The sequence below is a fragment of the Streptomyces sp. NBC_01276 genome (genome assembly GCF_041435355.1).
In the GTDB taxonomy this organism is placed as follows: domain Bacteria; phylum Actinomycetota; class Actinomycetes; order Streptomycetales; family Streptomycetaceae; genus Streptomyces.
Window position 1 is genome coordinate 4,710,160 of record NZ_CP108442.1, and the last position, 24,320, is coordinate 4,734,479.

Consider the following 24,320-nt stretch of genomic DNA (forward strand, 5'->3'; position numbering starts at 1 on the left):
CCGTACGCATCCTCCGTACGCACGCAAGGACCCAGCCCCATGCCCCGCGGCCGCTACTCGCTCCACGACCCGCACGACCACACCCCCCTCGGCGAGGAGCACTTCCACTGCGCCCCCGGCCCCTCGGGATGGCGCTACGTCGCCCAGCTGACCCACCCGGACGGCGGCCACCGCGGCTCGGTCGACCTGGCCGTGGACGCCCTGGGCCGCCCCATCCGCCTCGAACTGAACGCGGCCGGCTGGCAGGTCCGCGGCGCCGCCGTCGACGGCGTCACCTGGGTCCGCACCGACCCCACCGGCACCGAGGCCACCGAGGGCAACGTCCGGGCCCCCGGATTCACCGGCACCTCCCCGGCCTTCCTCATCGCCACGGCCCGCCTGCTGCGGCTCGCGCCCGGCGCCCCCGCGACCCGCGTCCGCCTGCTCGCCCTCACCGACCCGGTGCTCGCGGCCCGTACGGTCGACCAGGCCTGGGCCCTGGTGTCCCGCGCGGAGCACCCGACGGACAGCGGCCCGCTCGTGGTGGACGAGTACCGGGTCACCGCGCTCGACACCGGCGAGGTGCACACGGTCCACATCGCCGGGGACGTCGTCCTCGCGGCGCCCGGCATCGAACTCGAACACCTGGAGACCCCGCCGTCCGCCTTCCCCGAGGGCGACGACGCCGACCCGGACCCCGGGTTCTAGCCGGGCGGAGCGAACCCGGTCCGCCGTACGGGAGCCTCGGCGGGAGCGGGAGCGGGAGCGGGAGCGGGAGCGGGAGCGGGAGCCGGCGTCGGCGTCGGCGCGGGGGCCAGGGGAACGGCGGGCGGCGCCACGGGGCCGGCCACCGGCGCGGGCATCGGCCCGGAGACCGGACCGGCCACCGGCGCGGCCACCGGCCCGGGCCCATGCGGGACCTGGACGGCGAAGGCCCTCGCCGCGTCGCGGGTCTGCCGCTCGTGCACCACCGCCATCAGGAACGCGGCGGCCGTCACCCCGGCCGGCGGCGGAGTCCCGGTCCGGGCCACCACGTCGTCCGCGAGCCGGGCCGCCATCGCGGCACCCGTGTGCGGGTCCAGCTGGTTCATCCGGGTCAGGTACTGCCGGATCGCCAGCCACAGCCCCTCCGGCACCGCCGACAGGTCCAGCCCGGTGAACCGCCCGGCCAGCCAGGGCGGTGGAGGCGGCACCGGCATGACCCGGGCGCCGGGCACCCGTTCCCGGATCACCAGCGTCCCCGCGAACACGTCACCGAGCCGCCGCCCGCGCTCCGAGACCAGCGAGGCGATGCAGGCGATGGTCCCGAAGGTCATCAGCAGTTCCACGACCCCCATGGCCCCCCGCACGAGCGCGTGCCGGAAGCGGATCGGACCGCCGTCCTCCCGGACCACCCGCAGTCCGCAGGCCAGCTTCCCCAGCGACCGCCCGTGGCTCAGCGTCTCGACCGCGATCGGCACACCGACCAGCACCAGCAGGAGGCTCGCCACCGACACCGCCGCCTGCGCGGCGTCGTCCAGCGAGGCCGTCGCGAAGAACAGCGCGAACGTGACGAGCAGGTAGCCGCCGACGTACACGAACAGGTCCAGCAGGACGGCCAGGGCCCGGCTCGGCAACCGCGCCGACCGCAGACCCAGGACGACCGCGTCCCCCGTCACGAGATCGCTCACCGCTGCACCTTTCCCCGACCTGACCCGCCCCTGTGCGCTCCAGTCTGCCAAGCTGGCCGCAGGAGCAGTAGGCCGAACCGTGTGGTCAGGGGCAGGGGAGCGGAAACCGGATGGATCTCGACGTCTTCGTGGCCGCCCACCAGGCGCAATGGGCCCGCCTGGAGCAGCTCCTCGGCCGTGGCCGGCATCTGACGGGAGCCGAGGCGGACGAGCTCGTCGCGCTCTACCAGCGCACCTCCACCCACCTCTCCCTGATCCAGTCGAGCGCCCCCGACCCGATGCTGACGGGCCGGCTCACCCAGCTCGTCGCGCGCGCCCGCGCCACCGTGACCGGCACCCGCCGCGCGAGCTGGCGCGACGCGGCCCGCTTCTTCACCGCGGGCTTCCCGGCTGCCGTGTACCGCAGCCGCCGCTGGTGGATACCGACGGCGCTGCTCTCCACGGCGCTCGGGATCCTCATCGGCTGGTGGATAGCGACCCACCCCGAGGTCCAGGGCGCGATCGCCGCCCCCGACCACCTCAAGGAGCTGACCAGGCCGGGCGGCGGGTACGAGACGTACTACTCCAGCCACCCGGCGGCCTCGTTCGCCGCCCAGGTCTGGACGAACAACGCCCAGGCCGCCGCGGTCTGCCTGGTCCTGGGAGCCTTCCTGGGGCTGCCGGTCCTCTGGATCCTCTTCCTGAACATGGCGAACCTGGGCGTCGGCATCGGCCTGATGAGCTCGGCCGGCCGCCTCGACGTCTTCCTCGGCCTGATCCTCCCGCACGGCCTCCTCGAACTGACCGCGGTCTTCGTCGCCGCGGGCACGGGGCTCCGGCTGGGCTGGACGGTCATCGACCCGGGCCCCCGCACACGGCGCACTGCCCTGGCCGAACAGGGCCGGGCGGCCCTGGGCATGGCCATCGGCCTGGCGGTGGTCCTCTTCCTGTCGGGCCTGATCGAGGGCTTCGTGACCCCGTCGGGCCTCCCGACCTGGGCCCGCATCGGCATCGGCGTCGCAGCCGAGGCGGCCTTCCTGGTCTACGTCTTCGTCCTGGGCGGGCGAGCCTCCCGCGAGGGCGACGCGGGCGACGTAGAGGAAGCGGACCGTACGGCGACCCTGCCCACTGCGGCGTGATGTGCGTACGAGCCCGCTGAGCTGCTAGTCTCCTCGTCGTCCCGCAAACACTGTTGACACGGTGGCTGTGGGGAGGTAGATTCGAACGGTTGCCTCGAACTGGACAAGTTCGGCAGTGATGGTTTAAAAACTCTCTCGCCCCCAAGGAATGCAATTCCAATGGGGCGCAATCGACTCTCCGATCAGGAATCTGAAGCCGGGAAATCCGGTGGAAAACTTCTGATAGAGTCGGAACCGCCGGAAAGGGAAAGCGCGAAAGCGCAGAACCTCGAAAGCACCGAGGAAAATCGGACACGAAAGAGTCTGATAGAGTCGGAAACGCAAGAACAGAACGAAAGCCCGGAGGAAAGCCCGAGAGGGTGAGTACAAAGGAAGCGTCCGTTCCTTGAGAACTCAACAGCGTGCCAAAAATCAACGCCAGAAGTTGATACCCCGTCCACTTCGGTGGATGAGGTTCCTTTGAAAAAGACCTGTGAGGTCGCCTTCGGGTGATGCTTGCAGGCAACCAAACACAGCGAGGACGTTGTGGCGCGTCGGTCATATTCCGACATGACGTGCCCGCTCTAAGTGTGTGTTGACCCGATTACGGGTAAACATTCATGGAGAGTTTGATCCTGGCTCAGGACGAACGCTGGCGGCGTGCTTAACACATGCAAGTCGAACGATGAAGCCCTTCGGGGTGGATTAGTGGCGAACGGGTGAGTAACACGTGGGCAATCTGCCCTTCACTCTGGGACAAGCCCTGGAAACGGGGTCTAATACCGGATAACACTCCTGCCCGCATGGGCGGGGGTTAAAAGCTCCGGCGGTGAAGGATGAGCCCGCGGCCTATCAGCTTGTTGGTGGGGTAATGGCCCACCAAGGCGACGACGGGTAGCCGGCCTGAGAGGGCGACCGGCCACACTGGGACTGAGACACGGCCCAGACTCCTACGGGAGGCAGCAGTGGGGAATATTGCACAATGGGCGAAAGCCTGATGCAGCGACGCCGCGTGAGGGATGACGGCCTTCGGGTTGTAAACCTCTTTCAGCAGGGAAGAAGCGAAAGTGACGGTACCTGCAGAAGAAGCGCCGGCTAACTACGTGCCAGCAGCCGCGGTAATACGTAGGGCGCAAGCGTTGTCCGGAATTATTGGGCGTAAAGAGCTCGTAGGCGGCTTGTCACGTCGGATGTGAAAGCCCGAGGCTTAACCTCGGGTCTGCATTCGATACGGGCTAGCTAGAGTGTGGTAGGGGAGATCGGAATTCCTGGTGTAGCGGTGAAATGCGCAGATATCAGGAGGAACACCGGTGGCGAAGGCGGATCTCTGGGCCATTACTGACGCTGAGGAGCGAAAGCGTGGGGAGCGAACAGGATTAGATACCCTGGTAGTCCACGCCGTAAACGTTGGGAACTAGGTGTTGGCGACATTCCACGTCGTCGGTGCCGCAGCTAACGCATTAAGTTCCCCGCCTGGGGAGTACGGCCGCAAGGCTAAAACTCAAAGGAATTGACGGGGGCCCGCACAAGCGGCGGAGCATGTGGCTTAATTCGACGCAACGCGAAGAACCTTACCAAGGCTTGACATATACCGGAAAGCATTAGAGATAGTGCCCCCCTTGTGGTCGGTATACAGGTGGTGCATGGCTGTCGTCAGCTCGTGTCGTGAGATGTTGGGTTAAGTCCCGCAACGAGCGCAACCCTTGTCCTGTGTTGCCAGCATGCCCTTCGGGGTGATGGGGACTCACAGGAGACCGCCGGGGTCAACTCGGAGGAAGGTGGGGACGACGTCAAGTCATCATGCCCCTTATGTCTTGGGCTGCACACGTGCTACAATGGCCGGTACAATGAGCTGCGATACCGTGAGGTGGAGCGAATCTCAAAAAGCCGGTCTCAGTTCGGATTGGGGTCTGCAACTCGACCCCATGAAGTCGGAGTCGCTAGTAATCGCAGATCAGCATTGCTGCGGTGAATACGTTCCCGGGCCTTGTACACACCGCCCGTCACGTCACGAAAGTCGGTAACACCCGAAGCCGGTGGCCCAACCCGTAAGGGAGGGAGCTGTCGAAGGTGGGACTGGCGATTGGGACGAAGTCGTAACAAGGTAGCCGTACCGGAAGGTGCGGCTGGATCACCTCCTTTCTAAGGAGCATATAGCCGACTGCGATCGAATGAATCGCACGGTTGCTCATGGGTGGAACGTTGATTATTTGGCACGGTTTCCAGAACATCCTGTAAGTACTGCTTCGGCGTGGAAAACAGTGATAGTCGAGGGGATCGTGCCTGGCACGTTGTTGGGTATCTGAGGGTACGGCCGTAAGGTCTTATCTTCGCGATGCCGGCCCCAGTGAACCTGGTCCTTAGGGATGAGGGTGATGGGTGGCTGGTCGTTGCTTGAGAACTACACAGTGGACGCGAGCATCTGTGGCCAAGTTTTTAAGGGCGCACGGTGGATGCCTTGGCACCAGGAACCGATGAAGGACGTGAGAGGCCGCGATAGGCCCCGGGGAGCTGCCAACTGAGCTTTGATCCGGGGGTGTCCGAATGGGGAAACCCGGCAGTCGTCATGGGCTGTCACCCATGCCTGAACACATAGGGCATGTGGAGGGAACGAGGGGAAGTGAAACATCTCAGTACCCTCAGGAAGAGAAAACAACCGTGATTCCGGGAGTAGTGGCGAGCGAAACCGGATGAGGCCAAACCGTATGCGTGTGATACCCGGCAGGGGTTGCGCATACGGGGTTGTGGGAATTCTTTTGATCGGTCTGCCGGCCGGTCGGCGAGTCAGAAACCGTTGATGTAGTCGAAGGACATGCGAAAGGTCCGGCGTAGAGGGTAAGACCCCCGTAGACGAAACATCAGCGGCTTGCTTAAGAATCTCCCAAGTAGCACGGGGCCCGAGAAATCCCGTGTGAATCTGGCGGGACCACCCGCTAAGCCTAAATATTCCCTGGTGACCGATAGCGGATAGTACCGTGAGGGAATGGTGAAAAGTACCGCGGGAGCGGAGTGAAATAGTACCTGAAACCGTGTGCCTACAAGCCGTGGGAGCGTCGCTGTATGTGCTTGCACATACAGTCGTGACTGCGTGCCTTTTGAAGAATGAGCCTGCGAGTTAGCGGTGTGTAGCGAGGTTAACCCGTGTGGGGAAGCCGTAGCGAAAGCGAGTCCGAATAGGGCGATTGAGTTGCACGCTCTAGACCCGAAGCGGAGTGATCTAGCCATGGGCAGGTTGAAGCGGAGGTAAGACTTCGTGGAGGACCGAACCCACCAGGGTTGAAAACCTGGGGGATGACCTGTGGTTAGGGGTGAAAGGCCAATCAAACTCCGTGATAGCTGGTTCTCCCCGAAATGCATTTAGGTGCAGCGTCGTGTGTTTCTTGCCGGAGGTAGAGCACTGGATAGGCGATGGGCCCTACCGGGTTACTGACCTTAGCCAAACTCCGAATGCCGGTAAGTGAGAGCACGGCAGTGAGACTGTGGGGGATAAGCTCCATGGTCGAGAGGGAAACAGCCCAGAGCATCGACTAAGGCCCCTAAGCGTACGCTAAGTGGGAAAGGATGTGGAGTCGCAGAGACAACCAGGAGGTTGGCTTAGAAGCAGCCACCCTTGAAAGAGTGCGTAATAGCTCACTGGTCAAGTGATTCCGCGCCGACAATGTAGCGGGGCTCAAGCGTACCGCCGAAGTCGTGTCATTGCAGCAATAGGGCCAACGCCCGCTGTGATGGGTAGGGGAGCGTCGTGTGCCGGGTGAAGCAGCAGCGGAAGCTAGTTGTGGACGGTTCACGAGTGAGAATGCAGGCATGAGTAGCGATACACACGTGAGAAACGTGTGCGCCGATTGACTAAGGGTTCCTGGGTCAAGCTGATCTGCCCAGGGTAAGTCGGGACCTAAGGCGAGGCCGACAGGCGTAGTCGATGGACAACCGGTTGATATTCCGGTACCCGCTTTGAAACGCCCAATATCGAATCAGGCGATGCTAAGTCCGTGAAGCCGTTCCGGACCCTTCGGGGAAAGGAAAGTGGTGGAGCCGACGAACCAGACTTGTAGTAGGTAAGCGATGGGGTGACGCAGGAAGGTAGTCCAGCCCGGGCGGTGGTTGTCCCGGGGTAAGGGTGTAGGCCGAGGGGTAGGCAAATCCGTCCCTCATTAAGGCTGAGACCTGATGCCGAGCCGATTGTGGTGAAGTGGATGATCCTATGCTGTCGAGAAAAGCCTCTAGCGAGTTTCATGGCGGCCCGTACCCTAAACCGACTCAGGTGGTCAGGTAGAGAATACCGAGGCGTTCGGGTGAACTATGGTTAAGGAACTCGGCAAAATGCCCCCGTAACTTCGGGAGAAGGGGGGCCATCACTGGTGATCGGACTTGCTCCGTGAGCTGGGGGTGGCCGCAGAGACCAGCGAGAAGCGACTGTTTACTAAAAACACAGGTCCGTGCGAAGCCGTAAGGCGATGTATACGGACTGACGCCTGCCCGGTGCTGGAACGTTAAGGGGACCGGTTAGTGACCTTTCGGGGTTGCGAAGCTGAGAACTTAAGCGCCAGTAAACGGCGGTGGTAACTATAACCATCCTAAGGTAGCGAAATTCCTTGTCGGGTAAGTTCCGACCTGCACGAATGGCGTAACGACTTCTCGACTGTCTCAACCATAGGCCCGGTGAAATTGCACTACGAGTAAAGATGCTCGTTTCGCGCAGCAGGACGGAAAGACCCCGGGACCTTTACTACAGTTTGATATTGGTGTTCGGTTCGGCTTGTGTAGGATAGGTGGGAGACTTTGAAGCCGTGACGCCAGTCATGGTGGAGTCGCCGTTGAAATACCACTCTGGTCGTGCTGGATGTCTAACCTCGGTCCGTGATCCGGATCAGGGACAGTGTCTGATGGGTAGTTTAACTGGGGCGGTTGCCTCCCAAAGGGTAACGGAGGCGCCCAAAGGTTCCCTCAGCCTGGTTGGCAATCAGGTGTTGAGTGTAAGTGCACAAGGGAGCTTGACTGTGAGACCGACGGGTCGAGCAGGGACGAAAGTCGGGACTAGTGATCCGGCGGTGGCTTGTGGAAGCGCCGTCGCTCAACGGATAAAAGGTACCCCGGGGATAACAGGCTGATCTTCCCCAAGAGTCCATATCGACGGGATGGTTTGGCACCTCGATGTCGGCTCGTCGCATCCTGGGGCTGGAGTCGGTCCCAAGGGTTGGGCTGTTCGCCCATTAAAGCGGTACGCGAGCTGGGTTTAGAACGTCGTGAGACAGTTCGGTCCCTATCCGCTGTGCGCGTAGGAATATTGAGAAGGGCTGTCCCTAGTACGAGAGGACCGGGACGGACGAACCTCTGGTGTGCCAGTTGTCCTGCCAAGGGCATGGCTGGTTGGCTACGTTCGGGAGGGATAACCGCTGAAAGCATCTAAGCGGGAAGCCTGCTTCAAGATGAGTATTCCCACCTCCTTGAGAGGGTAAGGCTCCCAGTAGACGACTGGGTTGATAGGCCAGATGTGGAAGCCCGGTAACGGGTGGAGCTGACTGGTACTAATAGGCCGAGGGCTTGTCCTCAGTTGCTCGCGTCCACTGTGTTAGTTCTGAAGTAACGAACCGTGTCCATGCCCGGTTGGTCAACTTCATAGTGTTTCGGTGGTCATAGCGTTAGGGAAACGCCCGGTTACATTCCGAACCCGGAAGCTAAGCCTTTCAGCGCCGATGGTACTGCAGGGGGGACCCTGTGGGAGAGTAGGACGCCGCCGAACAATCATTGTGGGAAAGCCCCGCACCTTATGGTGCGGGGCTTTTCTGCGTTTACGGGCCGTTACCCGGGGTGGGCATTCCGGCGCAGCCCTCTTCACCAGTCGGCGGGGTAGCTCTTGAGGCCGGTCGTGTCGAGGATCCAACGGCCGGCGGTGACGGTGTCCCCGAAGGCGTAGGGAACCGTCTTGCGGTAGCGGATGCCGTCGGGTCCTTGTGAGGGGTCGCTGTGCACGGTGACGGTCTTCTTGTCCTTGCGGGGGTCCACCACGACATACGTCGGGACGCCCATCCTCGGGTAGTCGTGGAGCTTGTCACGGATGTCGGTGAGCGAGTTCGTGCGTGAGACGACCTCCACCACCATCAGGACATCGCGCGAGTTGACGACCTTCGCCGTGTCATCGGTGTCCTCTTCCGCGATGACCATGAGATCGGGGACCTTGGTCAGGCCGGTCTGGGGATCGCCCATGTTCGTGTCGTTGAGGGCCATGACCTCCGGGGTCTGGGCCTCGATCTGGCGGCGCAGCCGCACCACGTTGAGTCCGTGGGGAGCCGTGGGGCTCATCATCGTGAGGAAGATCTGACCATCGGTGGTCTGCACCTTCCACTGGTCTTCCTGGTGCTCCGCCAGCTCCGCGAGCTGCTCCGCGAACTCGTGCATGCGGCGCATCTGCTCGGGGGTGAGGTCGGCCATGGTGTCCTCCTGGTGGGTGCCCGACCAGGGTATCCAGCCCCGTGCCGTGAAGCCTGCGGGCGACGGTCCGGGGAGGCTAGAGGCGGCCGGCGGCCTTGAGGGAGAGGTAGGTGTCGGCCAGGGCCGGAGCCAGGGTGTCCGGGGTCGCGTCGACGACGTGGACGCCGTGGCGGGAGAGCTGCTCGGCCGTGCGCAGTCGCTGGGACTGGGTCTGGGTGGCCGCGGCGGCCTCGTAGACGGCGTCCAGGGAGCCGCGGGAGGCGGCCATCTGCGCGATGTGGGGGTCCGCCACGGAGGCCAGGATCACCGTGTGCCGCTGGGTGAGGCGGGGGAGGTGCGGGAGCAGGCCCTCCTCGATCGGGGCCGCGTCCAGGCCGGTCAGCAGGACCACCAGGGAGCGGCGCGGGGCGCTGCGCAGGATCGTGGAGACCAGTGCCCGGGAATCCGTCTCGACCAGTGCCGGTTCGAGGCCGGCCATGGCGTTCACGAAGGCCGGGAGGGTGTCGGCGGCCGGGCGGCCCTGGATCTGGGCGCGCGTACGCCGGTCGTGGGCCAGCAGGTCGACGCGGTCGCCGGCGCGGGTGGCCAGGGCGGCCAGCAGCAGGGCCGCGTCCATCGAGGAGTCCAGGCGGGGGGCGTCGCCGACGCGGCCCGCGGCGGTGCGGCCGGTGTCCAGGCAGATCAGGATGTGCCGGTCGCGTTCCGGGCGCCAGGTGCGCACGGCGACCGTGTTCCGGCGGGCGGTGGCCCGCCAGTCGATGGAGCGGGTGTCGTCACCGGGGACGTAGTCGCGGAGGCTGTCGAACTCGGTGCCCTCACCGCGGGTCAGGACGCTGGTGCGGCCGTCCAGTTCGCGCAGCCGGGCGAGGCGGGACGGGAGGTGCTTGCGGCTGGTGAAGGGGGGCAGGACCCGCACCGTCCAGGGGACGGTGTGCGAGCCCTGGCGGGCGAGCAGGCGGAGGGGACCGTAGGAGCGGATCGTGACGCGGTCCGCCCGGCGGTCGCCGCGCCGGGTGGGGCGCAGGCGGGTGGTCAGACGTCGGCGTTCCCCCGCGGGGAGCGTCAGGGAGTGGCGGGAGGCGGCGGCCTCGGTGCCGAAGGGCCAGCTGCTCGGCGGCCAGGCGTCGCGGACGTCGGCGCGGAGCGTGCGGGTGCCCGGGTTGGCGAGGGTGAGGTGTACGTCGGCGGGCTCGCCGAGGCGGACCGAGGTGGCGCCCGAGCGGGTCGGCTTCAGGGTGCGTACGGGGGCCGCCAGGGCGTAGTCGACGGCGCAGGCCAGGGCGAGGGAGCCGTTGACCGCGAGGAGGCCCGTCCAGCTCGGTCCGAGGAGTCCGACGGGGATGCTGCCGAGGGCCGCCAGCAGGGCGGCGCGTCCGGTGAGGGCCATCAGCGGGGTACCGGGACGCGGGCGAGGATCGCCGAGATGACGCTGTCGGAGGTGACGCCCTCCATCTCGGCCTCGGGGCGGAGCTGCACGCGGTGGCGCAGGGTGGGGAGGGCGAGGGCCTTCACGTCGTCGGGGGTGACGTAGTCGCGGCCGGTGAGCCAGGCCCAGGCGCGGGCGGTGGCCAGCAGGGCGGTCGCGCCGCGCGGGGAGACGCCGAGGGTGAGGGAGGGCGATTCGCGGGTGGCGCGGCAGATGTCGACGACGTAGGCGGTGATCTCGGGGGAGACGGTGGTCCGGGCGACGGCTTCGCGGGCGGCTTCCAGGTCGTGGGCGCCGGCGACGGGGCGGATGCCCGCGCCGTGCAGGTCGCGCGGGTCGAAGCCGGCGGCGTGCCGGGTCAGGACGCCGATCTCGTCCTCGCGGGAGGGCAGCGGGACCGTCAGCTTGAGGAGGAAGCGGTCCAGTTGGGCCTCGGGGAGGGGGTAGGTGCCCTCGTACTCGACCGGGTTCATGGTGGCGGCGACGAGGAACGGCTCGGGCAGCTTGCGGGGGGTGCCGTCGACGGTGACCTGGCGTTCCTCCATCGCTTCGAGGAGCGAGGACTGCGTCTTGGGGGGTGTGCGGTTGATCTCGTCGGCGAGCAGGAGGTTGGTGAAGACCGGGCCGTCCTGGAAGGAGAACTCGGCGGTCCGGGCGTCGTAGACGAGGGAGCCGGTGACATCGGCCGGCATCAGGTCGGGGGTGAACTGGACGCGCTTGGTGTCGAGTTCGAGGGAGGCGGCGAGGGCGCGGACCAGGAGGGTCTTGGCGACGCCGGGGACGCCTTCGAGGAGGACGTGGCCCCGGCACAGGAGTGCGACGACGAGACCGGTGACGGCGGAGTCCTGGCCGACCACGGCCTTGGCGATCTCGGTGCGGAGCGCTTCCAGGGAGGAACGGGCGCTGTCCGTGGTGGCCGTCATGAGGTGCGGACCTCTCTTTCGAGGGCGTCGAGGTGGTCGGCGAGCGCGACGAGTGCCGCGTCGTCGGCGGGGGTGGTACCGAAGAGGAGGGCGGCCGGGTCGTTCGGGCGTCCGTCGGCGGTGAGGCGGGCCGATACGGCGGGGACCAGGGTCGCGGGGTCGTGGGCCTGCGGGGCCGGTACGCCGACCAGGGGGGCGAGGCGTTCGCGGGCGGCGGCGCGCAGTACGGTCGCGGCGCGGTCGCGGGCGTCGGCCCTGCGGTAGAGGCGGGCGCGGCCTTCGGTGGCCTCGGAGGCGCGGATCGCGACCGGAAGGTTCTCGGTGACGAGGGGTCCGAGCCTGCGGGCCCGCCACAGGGCGGCGAGGGCCGCGGCGGCGAACAGCTGGAGCAGGGCCCAGGTCCAGCCGGCCGGGACGAGGCCGAGGAGGGAGGTGTCCTCGGCGCCGGTGCCGGGGTCGGCGGACATGTCCGCGGGGGTGGGCAGGTACCAGACGAGTTCCGGGCGGGAGCCGAGGAGCTGGAGGGCGAGGGAGGCGTTGCCCTCGTCGGCGAGGCGCTTGTTGAGCAGGAAGGTCTCGGAGCCGAGGAGGACGGTGTCGCCGCCCTTGGTGGTGCTGGGGAGCACGAGCAGGGTGGGGTGTCCGTCGCTGGGGTAGCAGGCGGTGGCCCCGGGGAGGTCGGTGGTGTAGCGGAGGCCGTCGCCGGTGCCGGCCCGGCCGGCGGTGGCGGCGGGGAGGGCGCAGGCGGGGTGGCCCGGGTCGAGGTCGCGCTGGTGGGCGAAGCCCTTGGTGCGGGCGGCGGGGGCCAGCTCGGGGAGGGCGGTGCTGCCGGGGGCGACGAGGACGGTGCGGCCGCCGGAGAGGTCGATGGCCGAGCGGATGGCGCGGCGCTGGGGCTCGCCGAGCAGGTCGGGGTCGGCGACGAGGAGGGTGGTGCCGGGGCCGGCTGCCGCCGCGGCCTCCGCGGCGTTGGTGACCACCCGGGTGGTGACGCCGCGTTCCTTGAGGAGCTGGGCGAGGGCACGGCTGCCGTCGGGGTCGGCGGAGCGCGGGTCGAGCCGGCCGTGGTGGTCGCCCGCCTGGAGGCCGGCGAGGGCGACGGCGGCGGTGAGCAGGATGCCGGCCGCGAGGAGGAAGCCGCGGGCCCGGGTCCAGAGCTGGGCGCGGGTGAGGGCGGTGGAGGTGGCGCCTGTGGTGCCGCCGGTGGTGCTGCCGGTGGTACCGCCCGCGATGGGACCGGCGTCGGGACCGGTGGTGGGGCCGGCGGGGGCGGCCGTGGTGTCGGTGCGGTCGGGTGGGGTGGGCGTCATGGGGTGGGGCCCGTCAGGAGGGGCTTCGTGCGGGTCAGGGTGAGGTCGAGGTCGCGCAGGCGGGCGTAGGTGCCGGGGTCGCCGGAGCGGCCGCCGTAGGTGACGTCGTCGAAGGCGCGGGCCGCGGCGCGCAGGTCCGCGGCGTGGCCGGGGAGGGACGCAGCGGCTTCGGCGGCGGCCTCGTCGGCGGTGCGGCCGGGGCGGGGGTCGAGGAGGGTGCGTTCCTCCAGGGAGCGGACGAGGGCGCGCATGCGTTCCTGGACGGCCTCGGTCCAGCGGCCGGCGGCGGCGTGGGCCTCGGCGGCCGCGCGGTGGTCGTCGGCGGTGCGCGGGCCGTCGTCGCCGAGGGTGTCGGCGGCGGTGGCGGTGCGGCGGGGGGTGCCCAGGCGCCACCACAGGGCGCCGACGGCCAGGACGACGAGCAGGACGATGGCGAGGAGGCCGAGTCCGCCGCCCGGAGTGGCTCCGGAGGCGCGGTCGAGGAACTCGCCTATCCACTCCCAGAAGCGGTCCAGGGCGCGCTGGAGGAGCCCCGGGTCGTCCTGGTGGTACATGGGCTTGGACAGCTCGTGTTCGGCCGCCTCGCGGGCAGCCTCGCGCGATGTCGTCAGTGGTGGTGTCTCGGCGCGCGGCAGCAGGGCCGCCGCGCCCGTGACGATGAGTCCCCCCATGCTCATCAGGGCGTCAGCCTCCGGTGACCGGTCCGCCGCCGTCCTGGCCGGCGGCCCGGGCGAGTTCCAGGTCCAGGGCCTCGCGGCGGATGCGCTGGTCGACGTAGAGGAGGGTGGTGACACCCGTCTGCATCGGCAGGGTGACGGTGGCGCCGACGACCGATCCGATCGCGGCGATGATCAGGAAGGTCCAGCCCGTGGTGGCGGAGCCGTCGAGCAGGGAGCCGAGGCCGCCGGGGGCCAGGAACAGGGCGACGGCCGCGAACGGCATGACGATGATCGCCGAGGTGATCCCCCGGAGCAGCCAGGTCAGCAGGCTGATGCCGAAGATCCGCCACCACGAGCCGCGGACCAGCTTGGCGGAGCGCTTGAGGGCGTCGGTGACCGAGCCGCGTTCCAGCATCAGCGCGGGCGGCGCCAGCACGAAGGTCACGTAGAACCAGGCCAGGAGCACCATGGAGACGGGGACGCCCAGGACCGCCAGCGGGGCGCTGCCCGCGAGGATGCCGGGGAGCACCGGCAGGACGGCGGCGGCGAGGGCGCCCAGCAGCAGGAGGGCGATGAGGCCGGCCAGGCGCGGGGCCAGCGGGCGGACGGCCCGCAGGGTGGCGGAGAGCGTGGAGGGCCGGCCGAGGACGGCGTGGCTGACGACGGGCGCGAGCAGGGCGGTGACCAGGAACAGCCCGAGGATCTCCAGGTAGTACTCGGCGCCGTACAGGAGCGCGGTGTCGCCGAGGAGCTTGCTCGTCTCGGCGGCGCTCGGCGTCGGGTCGGTGGTGATCACGGCGCTGCCCATGGTGGCGCGCTGGACGAAGAGCAGCGCGATCTGGGTCAGGGCGGCGACGACCAGGCTGACGGAGAGGACGGGGCGCCAGTGGCCGCGCAGGGTGCTCACGGCGCCGTCGAGGATCTCGCCGAGGCCCAGGGGGCGCAGCGGGATGACGCCGGGCTTGGCGGCGGGCGGCGGGCCGCCCCAGCCGCCGGGGTGGGCGTACGGGGAGCCGTGGGGCGTGCCCGGCTGCTGCTGCGGTCCGGAGTCGTACGATCCCCACCCGGTCTGCTGCTGAGGCGCCGGGGCCGCGGGCGGGGTCACGCCCTCGGCCGGGCTCGACCACTGGCCGGGCGGCGGCTGGGTGGCGGACCACTTGCCGTCGGCGGCGGGCGGCGCGGCGGGCCGGTCGCCTTCGGGGCCCTGGCCGTCGGACGGGGATCCGGGCGTGGCCCAGCCCGGAGAGTCGTTCATCGTCGCTCCTTCACGTGCACCTGCCGCGGCCGGCGCGCTGGTCGGCTGCCATCGTGCCACGGGGACCACGGAACGAACCGGCCGTACCCCCGGGTTCCCGGGCCGCTCGCCCTTCAATTGTCGCGTGGATCCGGGGCAGACTGGTCGTCCTGATCACCACGCAGGTCCGAGGGGCGATTTCCAGCCCTTTTGGCTGTGGGACAGCTCACCGCCAGGTAACGATTAGCTAATGGGATGATGTCAAGCATGAAGGGACGAGTCCTTGTCGTCGACGACGACACCGCGCTGGCCGAGATGCTCGGCATTGTGCTGCGTGGAGAAGGTTTTGAGCCGTCGTTCGTAGCGGACGGCGACAAGGCGCTGGCTGCCTTCCGGGAGGCGAAGCCGGATCTGGTGCTGCTCGACCTCATGCTGCCCGGACGGGACGGCATAGAGGTCTGCAGGCTGATCCGCGCCGAATCGGGTGTGCCGATCGTCATGCTCACGGCGAAGAGCGACACGGTGGACGTGGTGGTGGGCCTGGAGTCCGGGGCCGACGACTACATCGTCAAGCCGTTCAAGCCGAAGGAGCTGGTCGCCCGTATCCGGGCGCGCCTGCGCCGGTCGGAGGAGCCCGCGCCCGAGCAGCTGGTCATCGGTGACCTGGTCATCGACGTTGCCGGGCACTCGGTCAAGCGCGACGGCACCTCGATCGCCCTGACCCCGCTGGAGTTCGACCTGCTGGTCGCCCTCGCGCGCAAGCCCTGGCAGGTGTTCACCCGCGAGGTGCTGCTGGAGCAGGTCTGGGGCTACCGGCACGCGGCGGACACCCGCCTGGTCAACGTGCACGTACAGCGGCTGCGCTCCAAGGTCGAGAAGGATCCGGAGCGCCCCGAGATCGTCGTGACGGTCCGCGGTGTGGGCTACAAGGCCGGACCGAGCTGACGTGCAGCCCGGCACGCCCCGGGGCGGCCCCCGACGGGGAGTCCTGAGGGGCGGCCGGCTGCTCCAGGAGGGAGCGCCCGGCGGCCCCCTGTTGCGGTTGTTCGGACGTCTCGTCCGCCGGCCGCTGCTTCCGGCTGTCCGCCTGTGGCGCCGCAACATCCAGCTGAGGGTCGTCGCGGCGACGCTGCTGATGTCGCTCGCCGTGGTCCTGGCGCTGGGCTTCGTGGTCATCGCGCAGGTCAGCAAGGGTCTCCTGGACGCCAAGGAGGAGGCCGCGCAGAGCCAGGCCGCGGGCGGCTTCGCGGTCGCGCAGGAGAAGGCCAACACGCCGTCCGTGGCCGACGGGGCCGACACCACCGACAACAAGGTCGGACAGGACGCCAGCACCTGGATGAACGCGCTGGTCAAGCAGCTCGCCAGTGGCGGTCAGACCGCCTTCGAGGTGGTCGCGCTCGGTGCGGGCACCGGTGAGCAGGCGGCCGGCGCGCAGGGCGTCAAGGGTGCCCGCGCCTCCGGCAACGTGGACCCGACCGCGAGCGTCCCGTCGGCGCTGCGCAGGTCCGTCAACCACGGCACCGGCACCTTCAAGACCTTCTGGCAGATCCGGTACACCGCGGGCAGCGGGGACAAGGCGCCGGAGCCGGCCCTGGTCGTCGGCAAGCGGCTGACCGACATCAACGGGGACCCGTACGACCTGTACTACCTGTTCCCGCTCACCCAGGAGGAGGAATCCCTCAACCTGGTCAAGGTCACCATCGCCACCGCCGGCGTGTTCGTGGTCGTGCTGCTCGGCGCCATCGCCTGGCTCGTCGTACGCCAGGTCGTGACCCCCGTCCGGATGGCCGCCGGGATCGCCGAGCGGCTCTCGGCCGGGCGGCTCCAGGAGCGGATGAAGGTCACCGGCGAGGACGACATCGCCCGTCTGGGCGAAGCCTTCAACAAGATGGCCCAGAACCTCCAGAACAAGATCCAGCAGCTGGAGGACCTGTCCCGGCTGCAGCGCCGCTTCGTCTCCGACGTCTCCCACGAGCTGCGCACCCCGCTGACGACGGTCCGGATGGCCGCCGACGTGATCCACGACGCCCGCGCCGACTTCGACCCGGTCACCGCCCGGTCCGCGGAGCTCCTCGCGGGGCAGCTCGACCGCTTCGAGTCCCTCCTCGCCGACCTGCTGGAGATCAGCCGGTTCGACGCGGGAGCGGCCGCGCTGGAGGCGGAGCCCATCGACCTGCGGGACGTCGTGCGCCGGGTCATCGACGGCGCCGAGCCGCTGGCCGAGCACAAGGGGACCCGGATCCGGGTCCTCGGCGACACCCAGCCGGTGATAGCCGAGGCCGACGCGCGGCGGGTGGAGCGGGTGCTGCGCAACCTGGTCGTCAACGCCGTCGAGCACGGCGAGGGCCGTGACGTGATCGTCCGGCTCGCCTCGGCGGGCGGGGCCGTGGCGGTGGCCGTCCGCGACTACGGCGTCGGGCTCAAGCCCGGCGAGGCCACCCGTGTCTTCAACCGGTTCTGGCGCGCCGACCCGGCGCGGGCGCGCACGACCGGCGGTACGGGCCTTGGCCTGTCCATCGCCGTCGAGGACGCCCGGCTGCACGGCGGCTGGCTCCAGGCCTGGGGCGAGCCCGGCGGCGGCTCGCAGTTCCGCCTCACCCTGCCGCGCACCGCCGACGAACCGCTGCGCGGTTCGCCGATCCCGTTGGAGCCCGAGGACTCCCGGGGCAACCGGGCGCGGGCCGTGGCCGAAGCCGCGGGGCGCGGCAACGGGTCCGGCGGGCCGGGCGCCCGTACCGGCGCGGCCGGCGAGCGGGACGGCCGTTCGCCGATCCCGCCGCGGCCGGCCGTCACCACCGCCCAGCCGGTGCCCGCCGACCCGACGGCGCTGCCCGGCAACGGCGCCCGGGTCGTGTCCCGGCCCGCCGACCATGGAGCAGCACAGGAGGATGGATCCGGTGGAGGACGCTGAGCGCGCGTCGGCGTACGTACGGGGTGCGGGGCGCGCCGAGCCCGGGGACCGGGTGCGGGGCGTGCGGCGCGCGGGTTCCGCGGGCGTGCGGGCCGCCGCCGTCCTCGGTACCTTCGGGCTGCTGCTGGCGGGCTGCGCCTCCATGCCCGACCACGGCGAGATCCGCCGGGTGGATGCCTCGCAGGGCGTCGACTCCCAGGTACGGGTCTTCGGCGCGCCGCCGGCCGACAAGGCCAGTCCCGCCGACATCGTCGACGGCTTCCTGGAGGCCATGACCAGCGACGACCCCCAGCTGGCCACCGCCCGCAAGTACCTCACCGAGGACGCCGCGAAGGACTGGCGGCCGGGCTCGGCCGTCACCGTGCTCTCGGCCGGCCTCGACCGGGTGCGCGTCGAGGGCGAGAAGGACCCCGATTCGCCCCGCTGGAAGGTCACCGGCAAGAAGCTGGCGACCGTCGACGAGCGCAGCGCGTACCAGCCGGAGACCGGCGGCAAGCGCTACGAGGAGTTCCTGCAGCTGGTCCAGGTCAACAAGCAGTGGCGGATCTCGACGCCGCCCAGCAGCCTGGTGCTCAGCGAGTCCGACTTCCAGCGCATCTACAAGCCGGTGAACAAGTACTACTTCGCGGGCGGCAGGCTCGTCGCCGATCCGGTGTACGTGCGCCAGCGCAGTGATCCCGACTCCCGGATGGACCCGACCACGCAGACCGTGCAGTCGCTGCTGGACGGGCCCTCGAAGTGGCTCGGCCCGGTCGTCTCCACCGCCTTCCCCAGCGGTACGGCGCTGCGCGAAGGCACCAAGTCCCTTTCCTACGACGGCCAGAACACCCTGCGCGTGCCGCTCAACGAGAAGGGCAGCAACGTCGGGCAGCCGCAGTGCCAGAAGATGGCCACTCAACTCCTGTACACGGTGCGGGACCTGACGGCCTCCCGGCTCGACCGGGTCGAACTGCTGCGCTCCGACGGCAAGTCCTCGCTGTGCTGGGTGACGGGCGTGGCCGCCGCGTCCATCGCCGGCCGGCCGGCGCCGCCGGAGCACCAGTACTACGTGGACAAGGACTCCAAGCTGGTCCGGATGGTCCTCAACGCCAACGCCGACGAGCAGCAGCAGGACAAGCCGGAGGTGGCGCCGGGGCCGCTGGCGACGGCCGCCGCGTTCAAGGTGGGGTCGGCGGCGATCGCGTACGACGAGAAGCGGGCCGCGGTCGTCTCCGACGACGGGCACGGGCTGTACGTCGTGACGCTGACGACGGCCGGGCAGATGCCGCAGCCGCTGCTGACCAGCAAGACCGGCAAGCTGACCCCGCCCAGCTGGGACGCCCAGGGCGACCTGTGGATCGCGGACCTCGACCCGCAGACCCAGGGCCTGTACCGGATCCCGGGCGGGACCGGGACCCCGCAGAAGGTGGACGTCGCCGGGCTGGACGGCGGGCGGATCAGCGCGCTGAAGGCCTCCTCGGACGGGGTGCGCATCGCGCTGCTCGTCGAGAAGGAGGGCGGGCGCAAGAACCTGTACATCGGACGGATCGAGCGGCCCGAGGGCAAGGGGGACACCTCGCCGCTGTCGGTGCGGGAGCTGCGGCCCGCGGCCCCGCAGATGGCGGAGGTCACGGCGATGAGCTGGGCGCCGCGGGGCCGGCTGCTGGTGGTGGGCCGTGAGAGCGGCGGGGTCGACCAGGCCCGTTACATGCTGGCCGACGGCTCGATGGTGGCCGCGGGCCTGCCCGGGGCCACCGGGCTGACCGCGATCGCGGCGGCCGACGACGACTCGAAGCCGGTGGTGGCCTTCTCCGGCGAGGACGGGATCGTGTGGCTGCCGCCGGGGGCGCAGTGGCGCACGGTGGCGGCGGGCGGAAAGGCCCCGGTCTACCCGGGCTGAGCCCCGGGGCCGGCCGGTCCGCGGCCACGCCGGGCGGTTGTCCACAGGGGTCGCGCGGTCGGTGGGCGCCGGGCAGGGTGGTGGCATGCGGGGGTGGAGGCATGCGGGGGTGGTGGCAGGAGCTGGCCGGGCTGGTGCTGCCGGGTGACTGCGCGGGCTGCGGGGCGGCACGGGCCGTGCTGTGCCCGCGCTGCCGGGACGCGCTGAGCGGGGCCGGCGCGGGGCCGGTGCGTCCCGCGGCGCGGCGGGCGGGCCCGATCGGGCTGCCCGGTGTGCACGCGGGGGCGCGGTACGAGGGGGCCGTACGGGCAGTCCTGCTGGCCCACAAGGAACGCGGGGCGCTGCCCCTGGCGGGCCCCCTGGGCGCGGCCCTGGCGGCGGCGGTGCTCCGGGGCCGCGGGCCGCTTGGCGGGTCCCCGGACGGGTCCCGGGACCCGGCGGGCGGGTCCGGGGCGGGAGAGCTGGTGCTGGTGCCGGTGCCCTCGGCGCGGCGGGCCGTGCGGGCGCGCGGGCACGATCCGGCGCGGCGGATCGCCCTGGCCGCGTCGGGGCGGTTGCGCCGGGCGGGTGCGGCCGCCCGCGTGGCGCCCGTACTGCGGCTGCGCCGACGGGTCGCGGACCAGGCGGGCCTGGGGGCGCGGGAGCGGCTGGAGAACCTGGCGGGGGCCCTGGAGGTGTGCCGCGGCGGGGCCCGGGTGACGGCCGGGGCGCGGATCGTCCTGGTCGACGACGTGATCACCACCGGGGCCACGCTCGCCGAGGCCGCGCGGGCGCTGCGGGCGGCGGGTCTGGGAGTGACGGAGGCGGCCGTGGTCGCGGCGCCGGCGGACTCCTTCGTGCGGATCCGGTCGGCAACTCGTACAGAGCAAAAATCTTGTGAATAGATTTGGAACTGCCGGGGAATGCGCATCGTTGCAGGTAGTAAGAGGGAACGGCCACCTGAACGGAGGTACGTTCCGGTAGCGGGTGCCGACAACCGGCTTTGAGGGATATGTTCGGTTGTGAGGAACTGGCGATCCTTGGGCACCGGGTACCGGAGCACCAGTCCGCCCGTTTTATTGCCAACCTTGTGTCAGTGCCTGTTCAGGGGGTTTCTCTCTACTCCCGAGTCGGTGGGATGTGGATCTTGCCGATGGGGGAGGAGGAGGTGAAAGTCGCCAAGTCCGAGGCTCCGGTGTTCACCGGGGCCTGGTGCGAAAGGGAGCGCTTCGCCACTGTCGGCGGGGCTCTCCGGGAACGGAGTTCTGCGTGGACATCGTCGTCAAGGGCCGCAAGACCGAGGTGCCCGAGCGGTTCCGCAAGCACGTGGCCGAGAAGCTGAATCCGGAGCGGATCCAGAAGCTCGACGCCAAGGTGATCAGCTTGGACGTCGAGGTGTCCAAGGAGCACAACCCGCGCCAGGCCGACCGTTCCGACCGCGTGGAGATCACCCTGCGTTCGCGGGGCCCGGTGATCCGGGCCGAGGCCGCCGCCGCCGACCCGTACGCGGCGCTCGACCTCGCCCAGGACAAGCTGGAGGCCCGGCTGCGCAAGCAGCACGACAAGCGGTTCACCCGCCGTGGCAACGGACGGCTTTCGGCGGCCGAGGTCGTCGACACGGTGCCGGGCGTCGCCACGCTCAACGGCAACGGCGAGCCGGTCGGTGAGGAGAAGGCGGACGGGATCCCGACCACCCGGATCGGTTCCCTGGAAGTGCAGGGCGAAGGCCCGCTCATCGTCCGCGAGAAGACCCACTCGGCCGGCCCCATGTCGCTCGACCAGGCCCTGTTCGAAATGGAACTGGTCGGACACGACTTCTATCTGTTCGTCGACTCCGAGACCAAGATGCCCAGCGTCGTCTACCGCCGTCACGCCTACGACTACGGCGTCGTCCACCTGAACGCCGACGGGGCCTCCAGCTCGGACGAACCGGCTGCGGGCGCGGGCGGCGCGCTGGGCGGCTGATCATTCATCCGTTGCCCCTGCGGAACGCCCCGGCGATCCGCAGGGGCACCTGTGTGAGTGCGGTGGCCGGTAGTCATCGGCTGGTGGCCGGTAGTGGCGTGTATGAGCCAGACGGGCTCCCGTGGACCCCCTTCCGGTCATCCGGGCATGGAATCATGGCGGGCAGTCAACCGGCGGCCGCTCCCGCCGGATTGGCCCAGCGGCTGAGCACATGCAGGGGGAGGAACGATGGCGGACACCTTCGGGCCGGTACGCGGTGACGACGGCGCGGGCTGTCGTGCGGCGGACCCGGCGGACCCGGCGGCGGATCCGGCCGGGGAGCCCATCCGGGTGCTCGTGGTCGACGACCACGCCCTCTTCCGGCGCGGCCTGGAGATCGTCCTCGCGCAGGAGGAGGACATCCAGGTCGTCGGCGAGGCCGGGGACGGGGCGGAGGCGGTGGACAAGGCCGCCGACCTGCTGCCGGACATCGTGCTGATGGACGTGCGGATGCCGCGCAGGGGCGGGATCGAGGCGTGCACCTCGATCAAGGAGGTGGCCCCCTCCGCGAAGATCATCATGCTGACGATCAGCGACGAGGAGGCGGACCTCTACGACGCGATCAAGGCCGGCGCGACGGGCTACCTGCTGAAGGAGATCTCCACGGACGAGGTCGCCACGGCGATCCGCGCCGTGGCGGACGGGCAGTCGCAGATCAGCCCCTCGATGGCGTCGAAGCTGCTGACCGAGTTCAAGTCGATGATCCAGCGCACCGACGAGCGCAGACTGGTGCCCGCGCCGCGGCTGACGGACCGCGAGCTGGAGGTGCTGAAGCTGGTGGCCACGGGGATGAACAACCGGGACATCGCCAAGCAGCTGTTCATCTCCGAGAACACCGTCAAGAACCACGTGCGCAACATCCTGGAGAAGCTGCAGCTGCACTCGCGGATGGAAGCGGTCGTCTACGCGATGCGCGAGAAGATCCTGGAGATCCGCTAGCCGCGGGCCGGGGTTCCGGCCCTAGAGCGCGTCCAGCTCCGCCGTGACCGCTGCGGCCTCCGCGGGCGAGGAGGCGCGTTCGACGCGGACCGCGTCGCAGCCGACCCACTCCGCAGCCTCCCGCAGGGCGCGGGCCATCGCGGGCGCCGCCTTCGGGGTCGTCAGCGAGAGCTGGCGGGCCACCAGCGTGGCGCCCTCGCGGCCCGGGTCCACCCGGCCCCGGAGCCGGCCCCCGGCCAGCAGCGGCATCGCGAAGTAGCCGTGGATCCGCTGCGGTTTGGGGACGTAGGCCTCCAGCTTGTGCGTGAAGCCGAAGATCCGCTCGGTGCGGGGGCGGTCCCACACGAGCGAGTCGAACGGGGACAGCAGGGTGGTGCGGTGGCGGCCCGCGGGGGCCGCGGCCAGGGCGGCCGGATCGGCCCAGGCGGGCTTGGCCCAGCCCTCCACCGCCACCGGGACCAGCCCGGAATCCGCCACCACCGCGTCGAACTGCTCGCCCTTGAGGCGGTGGTAGTCGGCGATGTCGGCGCGGGTGCCGACGCCCAGGGACCGCCCGGCCAGGGCCACGAGCCGGCGCAGGCACTCGTGGTCGTCCAGGTCGTCGTGGAGCAGGGCGTCCGGGACGACCCGCTCGGCGAGGTCGTAGACCCGCTTCCAGCCGCGCCGCTCCGAGCAGACCACGTCACCGGTGTCGAGCAGCCACTCCACCGCGATCTTGGTTTCGGACCAGTCCCACCAGGGGCCGCCGTTCTTCGCGCCGCCCAGCTCGGTGGAGGTGAGCGGGCCGTCCGCCTTCAGCCGGTCCAGGACCAGGGCGCAGGAACCCTCCCGGTCCTTCATCCTGTGCCAGCGGTAGCCGTGCGCCCGCTTGACCCGGCGGCGGAACGCGAAGTGCGGCCACTCCTCGATCGGCAGGATGCACGCCGCGTGCGACCAGTACTCGAAGGCGTGGTTGTCGCTCCAGTAGGCCTTCTCCACGGTGTCCCGGCCGACCGCGCCGAGGCGCGCGTACGGGATCAGCTCGTGCGAGCGGGCCAGCACCGAGATCGTGTCCAGCTGTACGGCGCCCAGGTGGCGCAGCACTCCGCGGACCCCTCCCCGGCGGTCGGGCGCGCCGAGGAAGCCCTGCGCGCGCAGGGCGATGCGGCGGGCCTCGTCGGCGGACAGGGACACGGACGGCTGCGGCGCGCCGGCGGGGCTGCTGGTCATGGTGGGCAGCCTAGGCGGCCCCACCGACAACGGGTCAGGGCTGCCGGTCGGGGAGGTGCGGCAGCGCGGGGGTCAGGCCGAGGTCGGAGGGGAGCACGGCGCCGATCCAGCAGTCGCGGGCGGTGCCGTTGCGCAGCAGGGCGGCCCGCAGGGTGCCCTCGAAGCGGAAGCCGGCCTTCTCGGCGACGGCCCGGGAGCCCTCGTTGCCGACCTCGGCGCGCCATTCCAGCCGTACGGCGCCGAGCTCGGTGAAGGCCCAGCGGGCGACGCCGTCCAGGGCCTCGGCCATGTAGCCGTTGCCGCGGTGCTCCCGGGTCGCCCAGTAGCCGACCTCGTACGACTTCTCCCCGAACGCCGTGTGCACGTAGACGCCGACGGCCGCGACCAGCGGGCCGCCGGCGCCGAGGCGGACCGCGAAGGGGAAGCCCGTCTCCTCGCGCCAGCCGGTGGGTACCAGCTCGTTCACGAAGGTCTTCGCGTGCGCGCGTTCGTAGGGGGAGGGGACCATGGTCCAGCGTTGGATGTCCGGGTCCTGGGCGGCGGCGTACACCTCGTCCTCGTCCGACGGGGCGAAGGGCCGCAGGTCCAGGCGGGTCGTGCGCAGCGTCGTGGGTTCCATGGACGGATTGTGGCCGTCCGGGGGGACGGCGGGCGAGCAGTTTTCGTCCGGCC

17 protein-coding genes and 3 rRNA genes are annotated in these 24,320 nt (G+C 69.8%); 11 read left to right on the forward strand and 9 right to left on the reverse strand.

Translation table 11 applies throughout. The features are described from left to right. Positions 1 to 39 precede the first annotated feature (39 nt). Positions 40 to 687, forward strand: coding sequence for a hypothetical protein (locus tag OG295_RS21120; protein WP_371678287.1), 648 nt, complete (start codon positions 40 to 42; stop codon positions 685 to 687). Here the strand turns inward: OG295_RS21120 and OG295_RS21125 are convergent. Then, a complete protein-coding gene (locus OG295_RS21125; RefSeq protein WP_371678288.1) occupies positions 684 to 1,649 on the reverse strand; it encodes an RDD family protein in 966 nt (321 codons plus the stop codon). The two genes, OG295_RS21120 and OG295_RS21125, sit on opposite strands and share 4 nt — an antisense overlap. 110 nt (positions 1,650 to 1,759) lie before the next feature. Between OG295_RS21125 and OG295_RS21130 the strand changes: the two genes are divergently transcribed. From OG295_RS21130 to rrf, 4 genes are all read left to right on the forward strand, one after another. After that, positions 1,760 to 2,767 carry a stage II sporulation protein M gene (locus OG295_RS21130; protein ID WP_266839377.1) on the forward strand — a complete coding sequence of 336 codons (1,008 nt, stop codon included), beginning with the start codon at positions 1,760 to 1,762 and terminating at the stop codon, positions 2,765 to 2,767. A gap of 596 nt (positions 2,768 to 3,363) precedes the next feature. Continuing rightward, positions 3,364 to 4,888 (forward strand): 16S ribosomal RNA (locus OG295_RS21135). Positions 4,889 to 5,172: 284 nt separating this feature from the next. After that, positions 5,173 to 8,295: ribosomal RNA gene (locus OG295_RS21140) — 23S ribosomal RNA — on the forward strand. A gap of 74 nt (positions 8,296 to 8,369) precedes the next feature. Next, positions 8,370 to 8,486 (forward strand): 5S ribosomal RNA (rrf, locus tag OG295_RS21145). Together the 16S, 23S and 5S rRNA genes form the textbook arrangement of a ribosomal RNA operon. 92 nt (positions 8,487 to 8,578) lie before the next feature. Here the strand turns inward: rrf and OG295_RS21150 are convergent. The 6 genes from OG295_RS21150 to OG295_RS21175 all read right to left on the reverse strand — a co-directional run bounded on the left by OG295_RS21150 (position 8,579) and on the right by OG295_RS21175 (position 14,748). Further along, on the reverse strand, positions 8,579 to 9,175 hold the full coding sequence (locus tag OG295_RS21150; protein WP_371678289.1) for a Uma2 family endonuclease: 597 nt from the start codon (positions 9,173 to 9,175) through the stop codon (positions 8,579 to 8,581). 76 nt (positions 9,176 to 9,251) lie between these two features. After that, positions 9,252 to 10,562: a DUF58 domain-containing protein gene (locus OG295_RS21155; protein ID WP_371678291.1), complete on the reverse strand. Its 1,311-nt coding sequence runs from the start codon at positions 10,560 to 10,562 to the stop codon at positions 9,252 to 9,254. Further along, positions 10,562 to 11,524, reverse strand: coding sequence for an AAA family ATPase (locus OG295_RS21160; protein WP_371678292.1), 963 nt, complete (start codon positions 11,522 to 11,524; stop codon positions 10,562 to 10,564). The genes OG295_RS21155 and OG295_RS21160 overlap by 1 nt, the downstream gene beginning before the upstream one ends. Next, positions 11,521 to 12,834, reverse strand: a complete 1,314-nt coding sequence (locus OG295_RS21165) for a DUF4350 domain-containing protein (protein ID WP_371678293.1) — start codon at positions 12,832 to 12,834, stop codon at positions 11,521 to 11,523. Before OG295_RS21165 ends, OG295_RS21160 begins: the two co-directional genes overlap by 4 nt. Continuing rightward, the gene (locus OG295_RS21170) at positions 12,831 to 13,505 is read right to left on the reverse strand and encodes a DUF4129 domain-containing protein (RefSeq protein WP_371681256.1); all 675 of its coding nucleotides are present in this window, start codon (positions 13,503 to 13,505) and stop codon (positions 12,831 to 12,833) included. The genes OG295_RS21165 and OG295_RS21170 overlap by 4 nt, the downstream gene beginning before the upstream one ends. Before the next feature lie 13 nt (positions 13,506 to 13,518). Further along, entirely contained in the window at positions 13,519 to 14,748 is a 1,230-nt protein-coding gene (locus OG295_RS21175) for a hypothetical protein (protein ID WP_371678294.1), read from the reverse strand. A gap of 234 nt (positions 14,749 to 14,982) precedes the next feature. Between OG295_RS21175 and mtrA the strand changes: the two genes are divergently transcribed. The 6 genes from mtrA (at position 14,983) to OG295_RS21205 (ending at position 22,439) form a co-directional block, all read left to right on the forward strand. Beyond that, positions 14,983 to 15,672 carry a two-component system response regulator MtrA gene (gene mtrA / locus OG295_RS21180; RefSeq protein ID WP_356224172.1) on the forward strand — a complete coding sequence of 230 codons (690 nt, stop codon included), beginning with the start codon at positions 14,983 to 14,985 and terminating at the stop codon, positions 15,670 to 15,672. Position 15,673: 1 nt separating this feature from the next. Then, a complete protein-coding gene (gene mtrB, locus OG295_RS21185) occupies positions 15,674 to 17,638 on the forward strand; it encodes an MtrAB system histidine kinase MtrB (protein ID WP_371678295.1) in 1,965 nt (654 codons plus the stop codon). Then, complete coding sequence (locus OG295_RS21190) at positions 17,625 to 19,517, forward strand: LpqB family beta-propeller domain-containing protein (RefSeq protein ID WP_371678296.1); 1,893 nt, start codon at positions 17,625 to 17,627, stop codon at positions 19,515 to 19,517. Before mtrB ends, OG295_RS21190 begins: the two co-directional genes overlap by 14 nt. 101 nt (positions 19,518 to 19,618) lie before the next feature. Continuing rightward, complete coding sequence (locus OG295_RS21195) at positions 19,619 to 20,401, forward strand: ComF family protein (protein ID WP_371678298.1); 783 nt, start codon at positions 19,619 to 19,621, stop codon at positions 20,399 to 20,401. 364 nt (positions 20,402 to 20,765) lie between these two features. Continuing rightward, entirely contained in the window at positions 20,766 to 21,461 is a 696-nt protein-coding gene (gene hpf, locus OG295_RS21200) for a ribosome hibernation-promoting factor, HPF/YfiA family (RefSeq protein ID WP_371678299.1), read from the forward strand. A 228-nt stretch (positions 21,462 to 21,689) separates the two neighbouring features. Next, positions 21,690 to 22,439: a response regulator transcription factor gene (locus OG295_RS21205; RefSeq protein WP_266839364.1), complete on the forward strand. Its 750-nt coding sequence runs from the start codon at positions 21,690 to 21,692 to the stop codon at positions 22,437 to 22,439. A 21-nt stretch (positions 22,440 to 22,460) separates the two neighbouring features. On the opposite strand, the gene OG295_RS21210 is transcribed toward OG295_RS21205, so the two are convergent. Both OG295_RS21210 and OG295_RS21215 read right to left on the reverse strand, forming a co-directional pair. Beyond that, positions 22,461 to 23,648, reverse strand: a complete 1,188-nt coding sequence (locus OG295_RS21210; protein ID WP_371678300.1) for a winged helix-turn-helix domain-containing protein — start codon at positions 23,646 to 23,648, stop codon at positions 22,461 to 22,463. A 34-nt stretch (positions 23,649 to 23,682) separates the two neighbouring features. Further along, complete coding sequence (locus OG295_RS21215; RefSeq protein ID WP_371678301.1) at positions 23,683 to 24,267, reverse strand: GNAT family N-acetyltransferase; 585 nt, start codon at positions 24,265 to 24,267, stop codon at positions 23,683 to 23,685. Positions 24,268 to 24,320: the final 53 nt, after the last annotated feature.